This is a genomic window from Methylobacterium sp. BE186 (assembly GCF_031457035.1).
GTDB classification, from domain to species: domain Bacteria; phylum Pseudomonadota; class Alphaproteobacteria; order Rhizobiales; family Beijerinckiaceae; genus Methylobacterium; species Methylobacterium segetis.
The window spans coordinates 92616-110251 of the sequence record NZ_JAVDVV010000004.1; the positions used below are offsets into that span (position 1 = coordinate 92616).

General features: G+C 70.2%; 23 protein-coding genes. 16 read left to right on the forward strand and 7 right to left on the reverse strand.

Annotation, left to right across the window (positions count from 1 at the left end; genetic code table 11):
- Positions 1–146 precede the first annotated feature (146 nt).
- From J2X36_RS06175 to J2X36_RS06190, 4 genes are all read left to right on the forward strand, one after another.
- Positions 147–941, forward strand: coding sequence for a phosphoadenylyl-sulfate reductase (locus tag J2X36_RS06175; protein ID WP_132250059.1), 795 nt, complete (start codon positions 147–149; stop codon positions 939–941).
- Positions 938–1879 (forward strand): sulfate adenylyltransferase subunit CysD, encoded by a 942-nt coding sequence (gene cysD / locus J2X36_RS06180; RefSeq protein WP_132250057.1) that lies wholly within the window; start codon positions 938–940, stop codon positions 1877–1879. The genes J2X36_RS06175 and cysD overlap by 4 nt, the downstream gene beginning before the upstream one ends.
- The gene (gene cysN / locus J2X36_RS06185; protein WP_310347326.1) at positions 1879–3270 is read left to right on the forward strand and encodes a sulfate adenylyltransferase subunit CysN; all 1392 of its coding nucleotides are present in this window, start codon (positions 1879–1881) and stop codon (positions 3268–3270) included. Before cysD ends, cysN begins: the two co-directional genes overlap by 1 nt.
- Before the next feature lie 95 nt (positions 3271–3365).
- Positions 3366–3767, forward strand: coding sequence for a hypothetical protein (locus J2X36_RS06190; protein ID WP_310347328.1), 402 nt, complete (start codon positions 3366–3368; stop codon positions 3765–3767).
- Here the strand turns inward: J2X36_RS06190 and J2X36_RS06195 are convergent.
- Entirely contained in the window at positions 3764–4042 is a 279-nt protein-coding gene (locus J2X36_RS06195; RefSeq protein WP_310347330.1) for a DUF6894 family protein, read from the reverse strand. The two genes, J2X36_RS06190 and J2X36_RS06195, sit on opposite strands and share 4 nt — an antisense overlap.
- A gap of 253 nt (positions 4043–4295) precedes the next feature.
- Here J2X36_RS06195 and J2X36_RS06200 point away from each other — a divergent pair, with 253 nt between their 5' ends.
- Positions 4296–4592, forward strand: coding sequence for a GCG_CRPN prefix-to-repeats domain-containing protein (locus J2X36_RS06200; RefSeq protein WP_310347332.1), 297 nt, complete (start codon positions 4296–4298; stop codon positions 4590–4592).
- Positions 4593–4598: 6 nt separating this feature from the next.
- On the opposite strand, the gene J2X36_RS06205 is transcribed toward J2X36_RS06200, so the two are convergent.
- On the reverse strand, positions 4599–5618 hold the full coding sequence (locus J2X36_RS06205) for an LLM class flavin-dependent oxidoreductase (protein ID WP_310347334.1): 1020 nt from the start codon (positions 5616–5618) through the stop codon (positions 4599–4601).
- A 200-nt stretch (positions 5619–5818) separates the two neighbouring features.
- On the opposite strand from J2X36_RS06205, the gene J2X36_RS06210 reads away from it, so the two are divergent.
- Together J2X36_RS06210 and J2X36_RS06215 are read left to right on the forward strand one after the other, a co-directional pair.
- Complete coding sequence (locus tag J2X36_RS06210) at positions 5819–7021, forward strand: pyridoxal phosphate-dependent aminotransferase (protein WP_132250047.1); 1203 nt, start codon at positions 5819–5821, stop codon at positions 7019–7021.
- A 471-nt stretch (positions 7022–7492) separates the two neighbouring features.
- Positions 7493–7783: a hypothetical protein gene (locus J2X36_RS06215; protein WP_132250045.1), complete on the forward strand. Its 291-nt coding sequence runs from the start codon at positions 7493–7495 to the stop codon at positions 7781–7783.
- Positions 7784–7884: 101 nt separating this feature from the next.
- On the opposite strand, the gene J2X36_RS06220 is transcribed toward J2X36_RS06215, so the two are convergent.
- A complete protein-coding gene (locus J2X36_RS06220; protein ID WP_310347338.1) occupies positions 7885–8463 on the reverse strand; it encodes a type 1 glutamine amidotransferase domain-containing protein in 579 nt (192 codons plus the stop codon).
- Positions 8464–8647: 184 nt separating this feature from the next.
- On the opposite strand from J2X36_RS06220, the gene J2X36_RS06225 reads away from it, so the two are divergent.
- Positions 8648–8869, forward strand: a complete 222-nt coding sequence (locus tag J2X36_RS06225) for a hypothetical protein (protein WP_310347339.1) — start codon at positions 8648–8650, stop codon at positions 8867–8869.
- Between the two features lie 3 nt (positions 8870–8872).
- Here J2X36_RS06225 and J2X36_RS06230 read toward each other — a convergent pair whose 3' ends face one another.
- Positions 8873–9262 carry a hypothetical protein gene (locus tag J2X36_RS06230; RefSeq protein ID WP_132250039.1) on the reverse strand — a complete coding sequence of 130 codons (390 nt, stop codon included), beginning with the start codon at positions 9260–9262 and terminating at the stop codon, positions 8873–8875.
- 299 nt (positions 9263–9561) lie between these two features.
- Here J2X36_RS06230 and J2X36_RS06235 point away from each other — a divergent pair, with 299 nt between their 5' ends.
- Together J2X36_RS06235 and J2X36_RS06240 are read left to right on the forward strand one after the other, a co-directional pair.
- On the forward strand, positions 9562–9771 hold the full coding sequence (locus J2X36_RS06235) for a cold-shock protein (RefSeq protein ID WP_109896418.1): 210 nt from the start codon (positions 9562–9564) through the stop codon (positions 9769–9771).
- 202 nt (positions 9772–9973) lie between these two features.
- On the forward strand, positions 9974–10207 hold the full coding sequence (locus tag J2X36_RS06240; protein WP_132250037.1) for an AsnC family transcriptional regulator: 234 nt from the start codon (positions 9974–9976) through the stop codon (positions 10205–10207).
- Between the two features lie 7 nt (positions 10208–10214).
- Here the strand turns inward: J2X36_RS06240 and J2X36_RS06245 are convergent, their stop codons facing one another.
- The gene (locus tag J2X36_RS06245; RefSeq protein WP_310347345.1) at positions 10215–11039 is read right to left on the reverse strand and encodes a 3'(2'),5'-bisphosphate nucleotidase CysQ; all 825 of its coding nucleotides are present in this window, start codon (positions 11037–11039) and stop codon (positions 10215–10217) included.
- Between the two features lie 383 nt (positions 11040–11422).
- On the opposite strand from J2X36_RS06245, the gene J2X36_RS06250 reads away from it, so the two are divergent.
- Positions 11423–11896: a DUF6101 family protein gene (locus tag J2X36_RS06250; RefSeq protein WP_132250033.1), complete on the forward strand. Its 474-nt coding sequence runs from the start codon at positions 11423–11425 to the stop codon at positions 11894–11896.
- A gap of 6 nt (positions 11897–11902) precedes the next feature.
- Here the strand turns inward: J2X36_RS06250 and ubiA are convergent, their stop codons facing one another.
- Together ubiA and J2X36_RS06260 are read right to left on the reverse strand one after the other, a co-directional pair.
- A complete protein-coding gene (gene ubiA / locus J2X36_RS06255) occupies positions 11903–12853 on the reverse strand; it encodes a 4-hydroxybenzoate octaprenyltransferase (RefSeq protein WP_310347347.1) in 951 nt (316 codons plus the stop codon).
- A gap of 121 nt (positions 12854–12974) precedes the next feature.
- Positions 12975–13451, reverse strand: a complete 477-nt coding sequence (locus tag J2X36_RS06260; protein ID WP_310347349.1) for a hypothetical protein — start codon at positions 13449–13451, stop codon at positions 12975–12977.
- Positions 13452–13714: 263 nt separating this feature from the next.
- Between J2X36_RS06260 and J2X36_RS06265 the strand changes: the two genes are divergently transcribed.
- The 5 genes from J2X36_RS06265 (at position 13715) to J2X36_RS06285 (ending at position 17631) form a co-directional block, all read left to right on the forward strand.
- The gene (locus J2X36_RS06265) at positions 13715–14467 is read left to right on the forward strand and encodes a 16S rRNA (uracil(1498)-N(3))-methyltransferase (protein ID WP_310347351.1); all 753 of its coding nucleotides are present in this window, start codon (positions 13715–13717) and stop codon (positions 14465–14467) included.
- Positions 14468–14673: 206 nt separating this feature from the next.
- On the forward strand, positions 14674–16041 hold the full coding sequence (locus J2X36_RS06270; RefSeq protein ID WP_310347353.1) for a glutamate--cysteine ligase: 1368 nt from the start codon (positions 14674–14676) through the stop codon (positions 16039–16041).
- Positions 16042–16222: 181 nt separating this feature from the next.
- The gene (locus J2X36_RS06275) at positions 16223–16642 is read left to right on the forward strand and encodes a hypothetical protein (protein ID WP_132250023.1); all 420 of its coding nucleotides are present in this window, start codon (positions 16223–16225) and stop codon (positions 16640–16642) included.
- Between the two features lie 94 nt (positions 16643–16736).
- Positions 16737–16967: a sulfurtransferase TusA family protein gene (locus J2X36_RS06280; RefSeq protein WP_132250021.1), complete on the forward strand. Its 231-nt coding sequence runs from the start codon at positions 16737–16739 to the stop codon at positions 16965–16967.
- Between the two features lie 91 nt (positions 16968–17058).
- Entirely contained in the window at positions 17059–17631 is a 573-nt protein-coding gene (locus J2X36_RS06285; RefSeq protein ID WP_310347355.1) for an NUDIX hydrolase, read from the forward strand.
- Positions 17632–17636 lie beyond the last annotated feature (5 nt).

A 17636-nucleotide genomic window follows, 5' to 3' on the forward strand; every position in this document is an offset into this window, starting at 1 on the left:
GTCGGCACCCGCCTCGGTTGCCGTCGGGCTTCCTACTGCGGTGCAAGACCGGCCCGGGACACGGCTCCAGCCTTGACACCGTTCGTTATAGCGAACATTTCAGGGGCCGGACAAGAAGGTACCCACAGATACCCGATCAATTGCCCATGACTCGCGAACTCGCTCTTGCTGCGGACGAGCTGTCCGCGGCGCTGGCCGGCCTCGACCTCGCCGGGCGCATCGCGCTCGTCGAGCGCAGGGTGCCCGGCCGCCTCGTCTTCACCACGAGCCTCGGCATCGAGGATCAGGCGCTGACGCATGCGCTGGCTATGGCGAGATCCCGCACGGAGATCGTCACCCTCGACACGGGCCGCCTCTTTCCCGAGACCTACGACGTCTGGGCCGAGACCGAATCGGCCTACGGCATCCGCATCCGCGCCTACGCGCCGGAGCGTGAGGCCGAGGAACGATTCGTCCGGGAGGAGGGCATCAACGGTTTTCGCCATTCGGTGGCCGCAAGGCAGGCATGCTGCGGCTTCCGCAAGGTCGAGCCCCTGGCGCGGGCGCTCGCGGGGGCCGACATCTGGTTCACGGGCCTGCGCGCCGGTCAGTCGGCCAACCGCGCCGACACGCCCCTCGCCGAGGCCGACGAGGCGCGCGGGCTGATCAAGGTGAACCCGCTCGCCGACTGGACGCGGGCGGACGTCGACGCGTTCGTGCGTGACAATTTCATCCCCTACAACGTCCTGCACGATCGGGGCTTCCCCTCGATCGGCTGCGCCCCCTGCACCCGGGCAGTGCGCGTCGGAGAGCCCGAGCGCGCCGGCCGCTGGTGGTGGGAGCAGGAATCCAAGAAGGAGTGCGGCCTGCACGTGCACGTCCCCGAGGCGAGCGTGCAGCCCGGCCAGGAAGCGGCCGCCTTCGAAACCACGAACCTCAAGACACCGGAGATGGCCCGATGAGCGCCGCCCCCGCGACCACGGCCGCACGGCTCGGACCCGGTCGCCTGACCCACCTCCAGCGCCTGGAGGCCGAGAGCATCCACATCATGCGGGAGACGGTCGCCGAGACCGAGAACCCGGTGATGCTCTACTCGATCGGCAAGGATTCCTCGGTCCTGCTGCATCTGGCGCTGAAGGCCTTCGCGCCGGGGCGCCTGCCGTTCCCCTTGATGCACATCGACACGACCTGGAAATTCCGCGAGATGATCGCCTTCCGGGACCGGCGCGCCGCGGAGATCGGCGCCGAGCTGATCGTGCACACGAACCAGGAGGGCCTCGCCAAGGGCATCGGCCCGATCAGCCACGGCTCCGAGGTGCACACCGACGTGATGAAGACGCAGGCCCTGCGTCAGGCGCTCGACAAGCACAAGTTCGATGCGGCCTTCGGCGGCGCCCGCCGCGACGAGGAGGCGTCCCGCGCCAAGGAGCGCATCGTCTCGCTGCGGACGCCTCAGCACCGCTGGGACCCGAAGCGCCAGCGCGCCGAGCCCTGGCACCTCTACAACCTGAAGAAGAAGCGCGGCGAATCCCTGCGCGTCTTCCCGCTCTCGAACTGGACCGAGCTCGATATCTGGCTCTACATCGAGCAGGAGCAGATCCCGATCGTCCCGCTCTACTTCGCCAAGGAGCGCCCTGTCGTCGAGCGGGAGGGACAGCTCATCATGGTGGATGACGAGCGCCTGCCCCTCGAGCCCGGCGAGACCCCGCGCCATCTCCAGGTGCGCTTCAGGACGCTCGGCGATTATCCGCTCACCGGCGCTTTCGAGAGCCCCGCCGCGACCCTGCCCGAGATCATCGGCGAGACGCTCGCCGCCCGCACGTCCGAGCGGCAGGGCCGGGTGATCGACAAGGACGGCGCCGGCGCCATGGAGCGCAAGAAGCAGGAGGGCTATTTCTGATGACGATCCATCAGTCACCCGAGGCGTTCGGCTACGAGGCGTTCCTCACCGCGCACCAGAGCAAGGAAGTCCTGCGCTTCATCGCCTGCGGCTCGGTCGACGACGGCAAGTCGACCCTGATCGGGCGCCTCCTGCACGACACCAAGCAGATCTTCGACGACCAGCTCACCGCCCTTCAGCGGGATTCGCGCAAGCACGGCACGCAGGGCGCCGAGGTCGATCTCGCGCTCCTCGTGGACGGCCTCCAGGCCGAGCGCGAGCAGGGCATCACGATCGACGTCGCCTATCGCTTCTTCTCGACCGACAAGCGCTCCTTCATCGTCGCCGACACGCCCGGCCACGAGCAGTACACCCGCAACATGGCCACCGGCGCCTCGACGGCGGACGTGGCCGTGATCCTCGTCGATGCCCGCCAGGGCCTGACCCGCCAGACGCGGCGCCACGCGCTCCTCGTCTCGATGCTCGGCATCAGGCGGGTCGTGCTCGCCGTCAACAAGATGGATCTCGTCGGCTGGTCGCAGGACAAGTTCGAGGCGATCCTCGCGGGCTTCAACGCCTTCACGGCGACCTTCGGCTTCGCGGAGGTCCGCGCGATCCCGCTCTCGGCCAAGAACGGCGACAACGTCGTGCTGCCGGGCACCGCCGCCGCTTGGTACACCGGCGGGCCGCTCCTTCAGTATCTGGAAGAGGTGCCGGTGCACGAGGAGGCGCAGGCCGCCCCGTTCCGCATGGCCGTGCAGTGGGTGAACCGCCCGAACTCCGAGTTCCGCGGCTTCTCGGGGCTGGTCGCCAGCGGGCGTGTGCGCCCCGGCGACCGCGTCACCGTCGCGCCCTCTGGCCGTTCCACCACGATCGCTCGCATCGCCACGGCCGACGGAGACCTTGCGGAAGCGGTTGAGGGCCAGTCGGTGACGCTGGTCCTCTCGGACGAGGTGGACGCCTCCCGCGGGGCCGTCATCGCGGCGGCGAATGCGCCGCTCCAGGTCTCCGACACTCTCGATACCCGCCTGTTCTGGGCGGCCGAGACGGAGCTCCGACCCGGATCGACGCTCCTCGCCAAGATCGGCACGGTGACCGTGAACGCCACGGTGAGCGCGATCCGCACCCGCATCGATCCGGAGACGGGGCGCCCAGGTCCGGCCGAGCGGCTCGCGGCCAACGAGATCGCCGACGTCACCCTGACGCTCGACCGCGCGGTTGCCTTCGACCCCTACGCCGAGAACCGCGACACGGGCAGCCTGATCCTGATCGATCGCGAGAGCACCGACACGGCGGCCCTCGGGCTCGTTCAGGCACCGCGCTCACACGGTGGCAGCGCGTCCACACCGGCCAGCGAGACGACGGAGCCCCGCGGGTTCCTGGCGACCCTCCGCCGCCTGTTCGGCGGCTGAGGCCAGCGTCTCGGGGCCGGTGGCCCCGGCCTCGGGCCAGGGCTATCCTCGACCGGCGCGGCGATCGTCGCCGCGTTTGCGGTCCGGAGGCTGCCATGGCTCCCGTCAGCGTCGTCCTGATCGGCCTTGATCCCGATCTGATCGACTTCTCGGCACCCGCCTACAGCGCCTATCCCGGCCTCGACGCGGGCAAGGTCAGGGCGGGTCTCGATGCGGATGCGGCCCGTCTCAGGGAGCTCGGCTACGCGCCCGAGATCTGCCTCGTCGATTTCGGGCAGACGGCCGAATCCGTGGTCCGGGAACTCCTGCGCCGCCGGCTCTTCGACGCGGTGGTGATCGGGGCGGGCCTCCGCCTGATCGCGGAGAACACCCCATTGTTCGAGAAGCTGATCAACGTCGTCCACGTCCATGCGCCGCAGGCGAAACTCTGCTTCAACACGCAGCCGACCGACACGGCGGAGGCGGTGCAGCGCTGGTTCCCGCCCCCGATGCGTTAGGCGACGTCTTCCAGGATCCTCGTGAGAGGCCGGTCACGCTGTGGGCACCAGTCCGTGCGGATCGTCATCGAGACGGTGCACAGCCGTTCGTTCTCCTCGTTGCGGACGATGGCGCTGAGCGGCACCTCCCGTCCCTCGGCCGTCGCAATGCGCGCCAGATCATGGAGGGTCGCGAGGGCGATCTCGTGTGCACTCAGATCGTCGTGAGCGATCAAGCCCTCGGTGTCGCGGTGGCCGCGAGACCCGACGGCGGCATCGATGAAGTAACGGGGCATGGCAACTCCCAATCACGTATCAGTGACATCTAGCGGGGATAGCCAGCGGTCCGCATTAACCTGTGCGGACGAATAGGTCTCTGATGTATCGGGCGTTTCGGGGCTCGCGGGGCGCGGGCTCACCGTTCGGGTTCGGCCTGAAACCTGTCTAAACCGTCATGCTGCGCAAAGGCCTCGGCAAGGCTCGGCACCTCTAGATGGTTCTGCGGCCGCGCGATCGGTGCGGTCGGCACGCCCGAAGGAGGATGTCGCCATGTCGAAACGCTGGATGCCGGTTCTCGGAGCCGTGCTCGCCCTCGGTGGTCTCGGAGCCGTCTCGTCGGCGCAGGCGGCGCCGCTCGGCGTCGATGCGGCACGGGGTCTGGCCGGCACGGCGCCGCTCGTCGAGCAGGTCGCGCAGGGCTGCGGCCCCGGCTGGGGCCGTGGCGCCTACGGCCGCTGCCGCCCGTTTGCGGGCCCGGGCCGCTACTACCGTCCGCGTCCCTTCTATGGGCGACGCTGCTTTCTCCGCCCGACGCCGTTCGGTCCGCGGCGCGTCTGCCGCTGGTGAGCCATCTCAGGCGGCCACCCCTGCGCCGAGGCCGAATGCTTCGGCGAGAAGGGTGTAGGATCGGCGCCGCGCCGTCTGATCGTGGATTGCCGAGAACACCATGATCTCGTCGGCCTGGGTCGCGTCTGCCAGCGCGCCGAGGCGAGCCCGCAGGGTTTCGGGTGAGCCGACATGCAGCCGGGCGCGCCCCCGCTCCAGGCGGATGCGCTCGGCCTGCGTGTAGGGATGGGCCTGCGCCTCCTCCAGGCTCGGCAGAGGCAGATACTCGCCCCGCTCGCGCCGGAGCGTCGCGAGTTCGGCGCTGCGGGCGAGTTGCTCCGCCTCCGCGTCCGTGGGCGCGCAGACAGCCGCGACGGCGAGGATGGCGTGGGGCCGTTCCCGCCAGGGGGAGGGGCGGAAGCCGCGCCGATATGCCAGCATGGCGGCCTCGGACTCGAAGGCCGCGAAATGCTGCGCGAAGGCGAAGCCGGTGCCGACTTGGCCGGCGAGATGGGCGCTGTAATCCGAGGAGCCGAGCAGGAAGAGCGGCGGCAGCGGCACGCCGGAGGGCATCACTTCCACCTGGCGAAACGGATGACCCTCGGGAAAGCCGCCCGTCTCCCAGAGCAGCAACTCCTGCAGCCGGTCGAGGAAGTCGTCGCCCCCGCGCGGGACCTCGCGCCGCCGCAGCGCCTGCGCGGTGATGCCGTCGGTGCCGGGGGCCCGCCCGAGACCGAGGTCGATGCGGCCGGGGAACAGCGCCTCGAGCATCTTGAAGCGCTCCGCCACCATCAGCGGCGGGTGGTTCGGCAGCATGATGCCGCCGGAGCCGACGCGCAGGTGCCGGGTCGCGGCGGCGATCTGGCCGATCATGATCTCGGGCGCGGGGCTGGCGACCGAGGGCAGGGCGTGGTGCTCGGCAAGCCAGAAACGGGTGAATCCGAGCCCGTCGACGTGGCGGGCGAGGGCGATCGAGTCCTGGAGCGCCTGCGCCGGGCTCGCGCCAGCGATCACGAATGAGAGGTCGAGGACGGAGATCGCGATCATGCCCGCCAGATGGGGAGGGACGGGCCTTCCTGCGAGCCCCACGCAGGGGCCGCCCCGGTCGGTCCCGCCATTCCGGCCAAGCATGACATTCGCGGGCGGAGCGCGATCCCCGCACCTTGCCCCTGGCAGCGCCCGCGACTAGGGTCCGCGCCGCCTGGAACCTGGCACACCACCTGAATTTTCGATCGGAGTACCATCCCATGGGCTTTCTGGCCGACGCCCTCTCCCGCGTGAAGCCGTCCGCGACCATCGCGATGACGCAGAAGGCGCGCGAGTTGAAAGCGCAGGGGATGGACGTGATCAGCCTGTCGGTCGGCGAGCCCGATTTCGACACGCCCGACCACATCAAGGAAGCGGCGATCGAGGCGATCCGGCGCGGCGAGACGAAGTACCCGCCGGTCTCCGGCATCAACCCGCTGCGCGAGGCCATCGTCAAGAAGTTCAAGCGCGAGAACGGGCTCGACTACAAGGTCTCGCAGACCATCGTCGGGACCGGCGGCAAGCACGTCATCTACAACGCGCTCCTCGCGAGCCTGAACCCCGGCGACGAGGTCGTGATCCCGCGCCCCTACTGGGTCTCCTACCCGGAGATGGTGATCCTGTGCGGCGCGACCCCGGTCTTCGCCGATACCGACATGGCGCACGACTTCAAGCTCCAGCCTGAGGATCTCGAGCGCGTCATCACGCCGAAGACCAAGTGGATCATCCTCAACTCGCCCTCGAACCCGTCGGGCGCCGCCTACACGCGGGACGAGATGAAGCGGATCACCGACGTGTTGATGCGCCACCCGCACGTCTGGGTGCTCACCGACGACATGTACGAGCACCTGACCTACGGCGACTTCGAGTTCGTCACCCCGGCCCAGGTCGAGCCCGGCCTGTACGAGCGCACGCTCACCATGAACGGCGTCTCGAAGGCCTACGCGATGACGGGCTGGCGCATCGGCTACGCGGCGGGTCCCGAGCACCTGATCAAGGCGATGGACTTCGTCCAGGGCCAGCAGACCTCGGGTGCCTCCTCGATCTCGCAATGGGCGGCTGTCGCCGCGCTCGACGGCACGCAGGAGCATCTCGCGCGCTTCAAGGCGGCCTTCCAGGAGCGGCGCGACCTCGTGGTCTCGATGCTGAACCAGACCAAGGGGCTGCAATGCCCGGTGCCGGAGGGCGCCTTCTACGTCTACCCGTCCTGTGCCGAGACGATCGGGCGTAAGGCGCCGTCGGGCAAGACGATCGAGACGGACGAGGATTTCGTGACCGAACTGCTCCAGGCGGAGGGCGTCGCCGCCGTCCACGGCTCGGCCTTCGGCCTCGGCCCGAACCTGCGCATCTCCTACGCGACCTCGAACAAGACGCTGGAGGAGGCCTGTCACCGCATCCAGCGCTTCTGCGGTTCGCTGCGCTAAGCCCGGCCCCGGCCGACGCGATCGGGCGTCCGGTGCCTCGCACCGGGCGCCTTTTTCGTGCGGCGGGCCGGCGGATCGTCACAGCGTTGCCGAATCGTCGATCCGCGGTTGCCCGGCTCGATGCCACCCCCTACATCGGCACTCCCCAGCAACCGATGCGTCCGACGGTTTCGCGAGCCCTCTCGGGCCTGCATGGTGGCGGGGCCGGCAGTGACGGGACGGCGCGGACCAGTTCTCTGCGCCCCTCCTGTGAGGCTCAGTGGGCCGAGTAGCTGCAGGGGTGTCGGGAGCGCGGGGAACAGGAACCGCGGGCCTTGGCGCATGGCCCACCTGCCTATCCACGCGGCTGCCTGCGCCATTCCGGGACCGGCGAGCCCGGCGCGCCTTGCGGCTTCGTTCACGCTCCTGAGCGAAGCTGGAACCGGCCGTGAAACCGGCCGCGTTCCACCGCGTATCCTCAGGTTACCCATCATGCGGCGCCTCCTCTCCGGCGGCATCAAGGCGATCCTGGCGATCGCGGCCTTGTCCACTGCGGCGCACTGGGCGCTGCGCGTTCAGCGCGAGCCCGCCGCACGCCCGGCTCCCGTCGCCTCGATCCCGGACCCCGTCACCACGGGATCGATCGCGCCCGCGCGCTCCGGCGCGGTTCGGCCGCCGGCCGAGCCCGTGAGCCGCGGCCTCGACCAGGACCACCTGTCGGCGCTGATCGCGAGCACGACCGGCGACAAGCCGAAGGTGCAGAAGGCAGTGGCCAAGCGCTGACGAGAGGCGGACCCTCTCGCCAACGCCTCAGACGAAGGGGGCGATGCTATGGGCGCGCCTGACGCGGCGTGTCCTCAGCGCCCGGCGCGGGCCGCCCGGTCTCAGGCCGCGAGCTGGCGGGCCTCGTGCTTGCCCTCCTGCACCTCCTCGATGATCTTCGCGCAGAAGGCGTCGAGATCGCCCGGGTTGCGGCTCGTGATGATGCCGTGGTCGGTCACGACCGCCTTGTCCTGCCAAGTGCCGCCGGCATTCACCACGTCGCGCTTGATCGAGGCGAAGGAGGTGAGCTGGCGCCCCTTCACGGCGCCCGTCTCGATCAGGAGCCACGGCGCGTGGCAGATGGCGGCCACGACCTTGCCTGAGGTCAGGAAGCCCTTGATCACGTCAAGGGCCTTCGGCTCGAGCCGCAGCTTGTCCGGATTGATCTGGCCGCCCGGCAGGACGAGGGCGTCGTAATCACCCGCGTTCACGCTCTCCACGTCCTTGTCGACAGGCACGCTCTTGCCCCAGTCCGTCTTGTCCCAGCCGCGGATCGAATCCTTCGACTGGCGCGATTGCGGAGCGACGACGTGGACGGTCGCGCCCGCCTCCTTGAGCTTGGCCTGAGGCACCGTCAGCTCGCTCTCCTCGAAGCCGTCGGTGGCGAGAATCAGGATCTTGGCCTGCTTGATGTCGGCCATGGGTCATACCTCCATGTTGGGGAACTGGAGGCGCAAACCGCGGCTGGCTCCGGATGTTCCGGCCTCTCGCGCCTGGCCCGCCGCCGCAGGTCATCGCGCGCCCTCGAGCGGGAACGGAGGCGGAACCGCTCGGGAGACGGCCCCGTTGACCCGGTATACCCCAACATGATGGAGGAGGCTTCGCATGGCCAACCCCGGCCTTCCGACACCCGAACCCACGCCCGGCGGCAACATCCCCGGCGACCTTCCGCCGCCGCCCCAGCCCGACGACCTGCCGGACACGGGACCGACCGGGCCGCGCACCCCTTATCCGGTCGACGATCCCGGCATCGACGAACCGGCCGGGCCCGGCTCCGAGCCGGATTACCTGCCCGGCAATCCCACCGACCCGGGCGTGCGCCTGTAGGCTTCAATGGCCGCCATGCGAGGCGCGCACGTCGCGCGGGGCGTTGAGGATCTCGGAGAGGCTCGTCGCGACGTGGCGGGCCTCTTCGTCCGTCAGGCGCAGCTGGAACGGGGGCAGGGCGCCGGCCTGGAGGGCGACAACGGCCTGGCCCTGCTCGTCGGTGCCGACCTCGATGGCGGACGAGGTCACGTCGAGCATGGCGACTTCCTCCTCGCCCATCTCCTCGGGCAGGTCCGACTCGTCGGTCTCGTCGATCGCGGTGAGAAGCTGGCCTACGGCGCGCACGAGTGCGCGGGCCGCCCGGGCGTCCATCACGACGGCGGTGGCCTGATCGTCCTTCTGGAACGAGAGCTGGATGTTGCCGCCTTCGAGGGAAACCGAGATACCCGCCATGGATCGCCTAACTGCCTGGAGCCGAACTCATATATGCACGCTGCGGCGCGAAAAACCCAGGGTCGCGGACCCGGGCTACCCCTGTCGCGGCGGCTCCGAAGCGGATCGTCGAGCCGCCGACGCCTTGTTGCGGCCGCATGAAACGCCTACATAGGGTCTCGGGGGGCTATTGGTGAGACGGGCGCTTTAAAGGTCTTGCGTCTCCAGCCCCGCCGCTCCGACAAACTACGGAAGAGGTCACAGCGCGAGCCCCGCGTGGGCACGCGATGTCGGCCAATGGACGATACGAGGTTCTATTCGTGAATACCGGCACTGTGAAGTGGTTCAACGAGACCAAGGGTTATGGCTTCATCCAGCCCGATGACGGCGGCAAGGATGTGTTTGTTCACATCTCCGCAGTCGAGCGCGCAGGCATGCGCAATCTCGTCGAGGGTCAGAAGATCTCCTACGAGATCCTGACCGACAAGCGCAGCGGCAAGGACGCCGCGGGCAACCTTCAGGCGGCCTGATCTGAAAGCGATCGTCCAGCGCCAGCCCGCTCCGGCGGGCTGGCGTTCCTGAAGGGCTCCAACGCCAAGCCCAAAGCCTCCGACGCCGCCGACGCTCCCAACGGGTCCGGTCGCGCCGGATGCGGAACACCCGAAAACAGAAACGAGTCCGGGCTTCGCCGCAGAGCGAATATCCGGTCACCAGGACATAAGAAAAAACGACATGCAGTTTGAGTTCACCCGGCGCAGAAGCGCCCGGTCGCCCGTCACCGACGCCGCGACCTTCCGCGTGGCTCGCCTGAACCAGGCCCCGAATGCCGGCACGCCCGGCACCGATTTCAGCCACGTGATCGATCGTTCCTACAACTACCATTCCCCTCGCGAACTGCGCTGGCATCTCGCCGAGCGCTTCGGCCTCGCACCCGCCGCCGTCTCGCTGCGCGAGGCGCGGGCCTGAGGCCGGTTCACGCGGTGAGCGCCGCGATCGCCGGCGCGAGCAACCCTTCCGGCACGGCGACGAGTTCGCCGTGCACCGGGTTCTCCCGGTTGTAGATCGTGCGCCGGCCGGCGAGGTCGCAGACCGACCCGCCCGCCTCGCGCAGGATCAGGTCGGCGGCGGCAAGATCCCAGTCCCGCGCGTCCGACGAGACCAGACCCACATCGATGCTGCCTTCCGCGACCCGGGCGACCCGGAGCGCGAGAGAGGGCACACGGTCGACGCGGACGAAGTCCGGCTCGACCCCCTCGCGGGCGAGTCCGCGCGCGAGACGCTCGATCATGGGCTTCGGGCCCGTGACGCGGGCGGCGGGAAGCGTGGCGCGGTCCGAGACCCGGATCGGCGCCGCGTCGCGGGTGGCGCCGAAGCCCGCCACCGCCTCGTAGAAATGGCCGCTGGCGGGCGCGTGCACGATCCCGACGAGCGGCTCCCCACCCGCAAGTAGACCCACCGCGATCGACCAGTCGGGATGTCCCGACAGGAAGGCGCGGGTGCCGTCGATCGGATCCACGATCCACACGAGATCGGCCTTGAGTCGGACGGGATCGTCCCGCGTCTCCTCCGAGAGCCACGCGGCGGCCGGCACGATCTGGCTCAGCCGCACCTTCAGGAAGGCATCGACCGCGACGTCGGCCTCCGTCACGGGCGAGCCGCCCGCCTTCGACCAGATCCGCGCGCGCGTCTGCGCGCCCGGCCGGAAGTGCGGCAGGGCGAGGGAGGCGGCCTCGTGGACCGCCTCCCGCAAGGCCGGCATCACGGCCTGCGCGGCCTCGGGGGACATCGTGTCGGGCATGAAAGTCCGGATCGGGCGGAGCTGTCTGTCCGCACGGGCCTCGGCGGCATCGTGCGGACGGCGGGTCGGCGGCGTCCCGGCTCACCGTGGCGACGCTCCCGGCGAAGGGTGCGGCATGGTTCATGCCGAGTGCAAGCCGAAACTAGGTCGCGGTCCGATTCGTCACAAGGAGCGCCGCGCAGAATGGGATACGCCGGCTTTGTCCCGATCAGGGCAAGGAAGCGTTGAGCATTCCGAGCTTCAGGGGCATCTCCACCATCGCTTAACGCTCACTCTTAAGGTCGCCTGAGGAGGTTCGACGCGATTTTGCTTGGCATAACGGACGATCCGGCAGAGATCGCCACTTGCATCAGGGCGTCAGGCAGATGAACACTTATCAGAGCATGAACGCGCACAGCCCCGCTCCGGCCTCGGCGGAATCTCCCGTCTTCGCCGCCTCGCCGCTGCCGATCCTCGGCACGCTGTCCGGCGCCGCCCGGCCGACCGGGATCGCCCTCGCTTTCGCGGGGGACGACGCGGAGAGCTGCGGCGAGGACCGGTTCGATCTGGTCCTCGTGGACGACCAGGGCGAGGTGCTGTCGCGGCTCGGCCCCTTCGCGGAGGAGGACGTCGTGGCGGTCTGGCGGGACCTGTCCGCCAAGACCGGCCTTCCCCGGATGATCATCCGCGAGGACGGGGCCTTGAGCCTCGTTTCCCGCCAGATCGGCCGCGTCGCGCTCGGCACCACCCGGATGCGCCGCCGCTGCGGGCTCCTCGGCGACCGCCGCCCCCGCTTCCTCGTGCGCCGCAAGACCGGCCGCCTGCCGGTGCGCCCGCTGATCCACCGGGGCGAGAAGGAGATCATCGCCCGTTCCTGAGACGGTTCAGGCGGCCCAGGCCCTGAGCATCGCGTCGAGGGCGAGCCCGGCGAACAGGATCAGCCCGGCGTCGCGGTTCGAGCGGAAGAGGGCGAGCGCCCCCCGCCCGTCGCGGTCCCGCAGACGCAGCACCTGCCGCCCGAGATGGGCGGCGAACAGGGCGATCCCGAGAAAGCCCACCGGCCCCGTTCCCGCGGCGAGCGCCGCCAGCGCGACGAGCAGGGCGCACACCCCGTAGCAGAGCCCGACCGCGAGGCGGAGGCGTTGCCCGAACAGGCGGGCCGAGGAACGGATGCCCGCGATCTCGTCGTCCTCGATATCCTGCACCGCGTAGATCGTGTCGTAGCCGATCACCCAGGCGACCGCGCCCGCGTAGAGAAGGCCGGCCGGCAGATCGAGCCGCCCGAAGACGGCGACCCAGCCCATCAGCGCGCCCCAGGCGAAGGCGAGGCCGAGCACGGCCTGCGGCATCGACATGACGCGCTTCATGAATGGGTAGATCGCCACGGGCACGAGGGAGGCGATACCGACGAGGATCGCCGCCCCGTTGAACTGCAGCAGCACCGCGAGCCCGATCAGGGACTGCGCCACCAGGAACAGGGCCGCCGCCTTCGCGCTCACCTGCCCTGAGGGGAGGGGGCGCGAGCGCGTGCGCTCGACCTGCGCGTCGAGGTCGCGGTCGGCGATGTCGTTGTAGGTCGAGCCGGCGCCCCGCATCGCGACGGCGCCGATCAGGAACAGGGCGAGGTGCCGGGGATCGGGATAGGGCTGCCCGTCCGCGACCGCGGCAAGGGCCGCCGACCACCAGCAGGGCAGGAGCAGGAGCCACCAGCCGATCGGGCGGTCGATCCGGGCGAGCCGCAGGTAGGGCCGCGCGCGAAGCGGGGCGAGGCGGTCGACCCAGTGTCCCGCGACCGCGTCCGCGACCCGGCCCTCCTCTCGGCGGAGGTCGCTCACCGGGGACACGGGACGCTGAGACACGGGAATCGCTGCTGGCTGTTCATCGGCACCGCGCACTCCTCCCGACTCGCCGGGAGGTGGCGCGCGTCTCGGTTCAGGGAATCGGACGCGTTCCCTCTTACAGCGCGCCCTGCGGCATCTTGAAGGACCCGCTCAGGCCCGGTCCGCCGAGGAGGCCGCCGGCACCCGGAGTGCCCCCGCCCGCCGCGGCCTGCGCGCGGGCCTGCGCCTCCATCTTGGACGCCTGAGCCGCCACCGAGCAGATCTTGGTGCGGATGCCCGACACCTTCACGTGGTCGGCCTTGAAGCCTTCCGCGAAGGAATCGGGGATCGAGCACCATTCCTTGTTGGCGGCGATCCACTTGACGCCCTCGGCGCCGTTCGACTGCAGCTTGCCGAACAGGGCGCAGGCCTCCTGCGGCGTCATCTTCTTCTTCGACTGCGAGGCCGCGTTCGCCTTCGCCACGAGGTCCTGCCGGGTCTTCAGCGTCTGCTGGATCGCGCCGCAATCGGCCGATTGCGCGAGGGCCGCGCCGCCGATGAGAAGTGCGCCCGTCAGTCCGGCGGCGAGCGTGGCGATGGATTTCGTGAACATGCCGTCTTCCCTCTAGGCGCCGGTCTCTCGAGATGCGGGCTTTGCCGCGCGGGGCTCGCGCGATCGTCCGCCCGCCGGCCGGACCAGGCTCGTTCAGTTCTGCTGGGCTTCGGTTCTGCATAGGAATGTGGCGTCTTTCGAGCCGCAAACCGGTGGCGGCCCTCGGCCGTGGGCAATTCGGCAAAAAGCGGCGGGCGTAACGTTTTTGCAACGTCTCCCGGGGCCGCGTTGACAGGGCGGCGCGGCCGCGCGACTTCGCAGCCATGGCCGCCTACGATTTCACCGCTCCCCGCCTCTACGTCGAGGCGGATCTCGGGGCGGGCGCGCGCCTGCCCCTCGACCGGGCGCAGGCAAACTACCTCCTCACCGTGCTGCGGCGGAGCCCGGAGGACCCGGTCCTCGTCTTCAACGGGCGACACGGCGAGTGGCGGGGCCGCCTCGACCCGACCGGCCGCAAGAGCGCCGACCTCCTGCTCGAGGCGCAGACCCGGCCCCAGCCGGACCGGGCCGACCTGCATTACCTCTTCGCGCCCCTGAAGAGCGCCCGCCTCGACTACCTCGCCCAGAAGGCCGTCGAGATGGGAGCGGGCACCATCCGCCCCGTCTTCACCCGCTACACGCAGGGCGAGCGGATTAACGCGGAGCGGCTGCGGGCGAACACGATCGAGGCCGCCGAGCAATGCGGCATCCTGGCGATCCCCGACCTGCCCGAGGCGGCCCGCCTGCGCGCGGCTCTGGCCGACCTCGAACCCGACCGGCTCCTCGTCTTCTGCGACGAGGATGCGGCCGTGGCCGACCCCGTCGCGGCGCTGCGCGGGGCGGCGGATCCCGCGAGCCCGCCGCCCCTCGCTGTGCTCGTCGGACCCGAGGGCGGATTCGCGCCGGAGGAGCGCGACCTCATCGTGGGGCGTCCGAACACGGTGGCCCTGTCTCTCGGGCCGCGCATCCTCCGGGCGGACACGGCGGCCGTGGCGGTGATGGCCCTCGTCCAGGCGATCCTCGGCGACGCCCGCTGAGGGCCGGATCCGCGTGCGCGGGCGCACATCGGGTCGTCCGGGACGGCACGCGGCACCGGTCCGGAGCCGGTGCCCCGCGCGTGCCTCGCGTTGTCGCGCCTTGCGGGCTGGATTAAGGACACGACATCAGACCGAGGGGCTCGACGGCGCAGATGAGCGGCGCGGCCCCTCGCTCCCCCGAACGATCCCGCACCACGAGGCAGCGCATGGCGCGCGATACGTCCGACACGACCCCGCTCACCACGCGCGCCGAATTGATCGCGTGGTTCGCCGAGGGCGAGAAACCGCGCGACCAGTTCGCGATCGGGACGGAGCACGAGAAGATCCCCTTCTATCGCGAGAGCCGTGGACCGGTGCCCTACGCGGGCGAGCACGGCATCCGGGCGCTTCTCGAAGACCTCGCGCGGGAGACGGGCTGGGAGCCCATCATTGATACGGGCAATATCATCGGGCTGGCGGGCGCCGAGGGCGGGGCCATCTCGATCGAGCCGGGCGGACAGTTCGAGCTCTCCGGCGCGCCGCTTCCCGACGTCCATGCCACGGCGCGGGAGCTACAGATGCACCTCGATGCGGCGGCGCGCGCCGCCGAGCCGCACGGAATCGGCTTCCTCACCCTGGGGATGAGCCCGAAATGGACGCGGGAGGAGACCCCCGTGATGCCGAAGAGCCGCTATCGCATCATGGCCGGCTACATGCCCAAGGTCGGCACCCTCGGCCTCGACATGATGCTGCGCACGGCGACCGTGCAGGTGAACGTCGATTTCTGCTCGGAGGCCGACATGGCGCGCAAGATGCGCGCGTCGCTCGCCCTCCAGCCCGTGGCGACGGCGCTCTTCGCAAATTCGCCGTTCACCGACGGGCGTCCCAACGGCTTCCTCTCCCGACGCTCCGAGATCTGGCGCGACACCGACGGCGACCGCACCGGCATGCTGCCCGAGGCGTTCCAGCCCGGCTTCGGCTACGAGACCTATGTCGACTGGCTGCTCGACATGCCGATGTACTTCGTGAAGCGGGGCGACACCTACCACGACGTCTCCGGCGCCTCCTTCCGCGACCTGATGGCGGGCAAGCTGCCCCAGCTCCCGGGCGAGTACGCCACGGTCTCGGACTGGGCGAACCACGCCTCCACCGCCTTTCCCGAAGTGCGCCTGAAGCGCTTCCTCGAGATGCGCGGGTCGGATGTCGGCGGGCCGGCGATGATCGCGGCGCAGGCCGCCTTCTGGACGGGCCTCCTCTACGACGAGGGCGCCCTCGACGCCGCCCTCGACCTCGCCAAGGGCTGGAGCGAGGCCGAGCGCGAAGCGGTGCGCGCCACCGTGCCCCGGCTCGGCCTCGCCACGCCGGTGGCCGGCCGGAGCCTCGGGCAGGTGGCCGCGGAAACGCTCGCCATCGCCCGCTCGGGTCTCCAGGCGCGCGCACGGCGCGATGCCGCGGGGCGCGACGAGACCGCCTATCTGCAGCCGCTCGAGGCGATCGTCGCGGCGGGCCGCACCCATGCCGAGGACCGGCTCGCTGATTACGAGGGTGCGTGGCGTCGCTCGGTCGCGCCCGCCTTCGAGACCTGCGTGTTCTGACCCTTCGACAGGCTCGCGACCCCCTGCGAGGATGCGTCCCTAAGGCCGGCCGCCGGAGCCTTGACCGTACACATGTGCGTGAGGGCACGGGCGAAGCGTGTCCGTGCCCGCGGCCGGCGGAACGGAAATGGAGCGACGCCGTTCTCAGGGCACTACCGCTTCGACACAGGAGATTGTCCTCATGTCGCGTATCTTGACCCTCGCCCTCGCCGGCACTGCCGCGATCGGCATGACCGCGGGTTCCTTCACTGCCGCCGAGGCGGCTCCCCTCCCGGCCCTGAACTCGGCGCAGGTCGGAGGCCCGGCCGGCGGCGTCGATCAGGTTCGCTGGCGCGGCGGCGGCTATTACGGCGGCTACCGTGGCGGCTACGGCTACCGGGGCTACGGCTACCGTCGCGGCGTCGGCGGCGCCTTGGCGGCCGGTGCGGCCCTCGGCATCATCGGCGGCGCGATCGCGGCGAGCTCGGCGCCCCGCTACGGCTACTACGACGGCTATTACGGTGCCGGCTACGGCGGCGGCTACGGCTATCCGGCCTACGGCTACAGCTACCCGGCCTACGGTTACGGCTACGGTTACCCGGCCTACGGCTGGGGCTACTGAGGCCCGGCACGGATGCGCGGCGGGCCGCCTGACGCGGACGCCGCCATCGTCTAGATACCCCGCCGACGGCCTGCGCCGTCGGCGGGGTTTTTTCGTGAGTGACCCGATCGAACTCGACCTGCGCGGGCTCAAGTGCCCTCTGCCGGTGCTGCGTACGCGCAAGGTCCTGCGCGGCCTGACGCCCGGCACTCGTCTCGTCATCGCCTGCACGGATCCGATGGCGGCCATCGACATCCCCAATCTTCTGCGGGAGGAGGGGGACAGCCTTATTGCTCAGGAGCGCGACGGCGCGACGCTGCGCTTCGTCATTCGCCGCAACGGGTAGCCTGCCGCCTCATTGATGCGCCAAGTCCCCCTTAGAGGACCGCCCGAAAGCCGCGGCAACAATCCGCCGCGGCGGGCTCGGGGATTCTCGCATGGCACCCATCATCCGCGGCACCCGGACGGTCCACGACGGCTGGAGCCGCTTCCTCGTCGCCGAGGTGACGATGACCGACGGCACGCCGATCAAGCGCGAGATCGAGGATCACGGCCGCGCCGTCGCCGTGCTGCCCTACGATCCCAAGCGTCGGATCGCCGTTCTGATCTCGCAGTTCCGCGCCCCGGCCTTCTACGCCGACGGGACGGCGGAAGTCTGGGAGGCTCCGGCCGGCCTTCTCGACGAGGCCGAGGCCGAGGAGGGCGCGCGCCGCGAGGTCTACGAGGAGGCGGGGATCAGGCTCGGGCCGCTGGAATGGGTGGTGCGCGGCTGGAGCATGCCCGGCATCTCGACGGAACAGATGGACCTGTTCCTCGGCGCCTTCACGGCTGCCGACCGCTCCGGACCCGGCGGAGGGCTCGCCGAGGAGCACGAGGCCATCACGGTGCACGAGGTCCCGCTCGCGGACCTCGCCGCGATGAGCGAGCGCGGGGAAGTCGCCGACATGAAGACCCTCGTCCTCGTCCAGGCCCTGCGCCTGCGCCGTCCGGACCTGTTCGTCGCGCGCTGACCGGC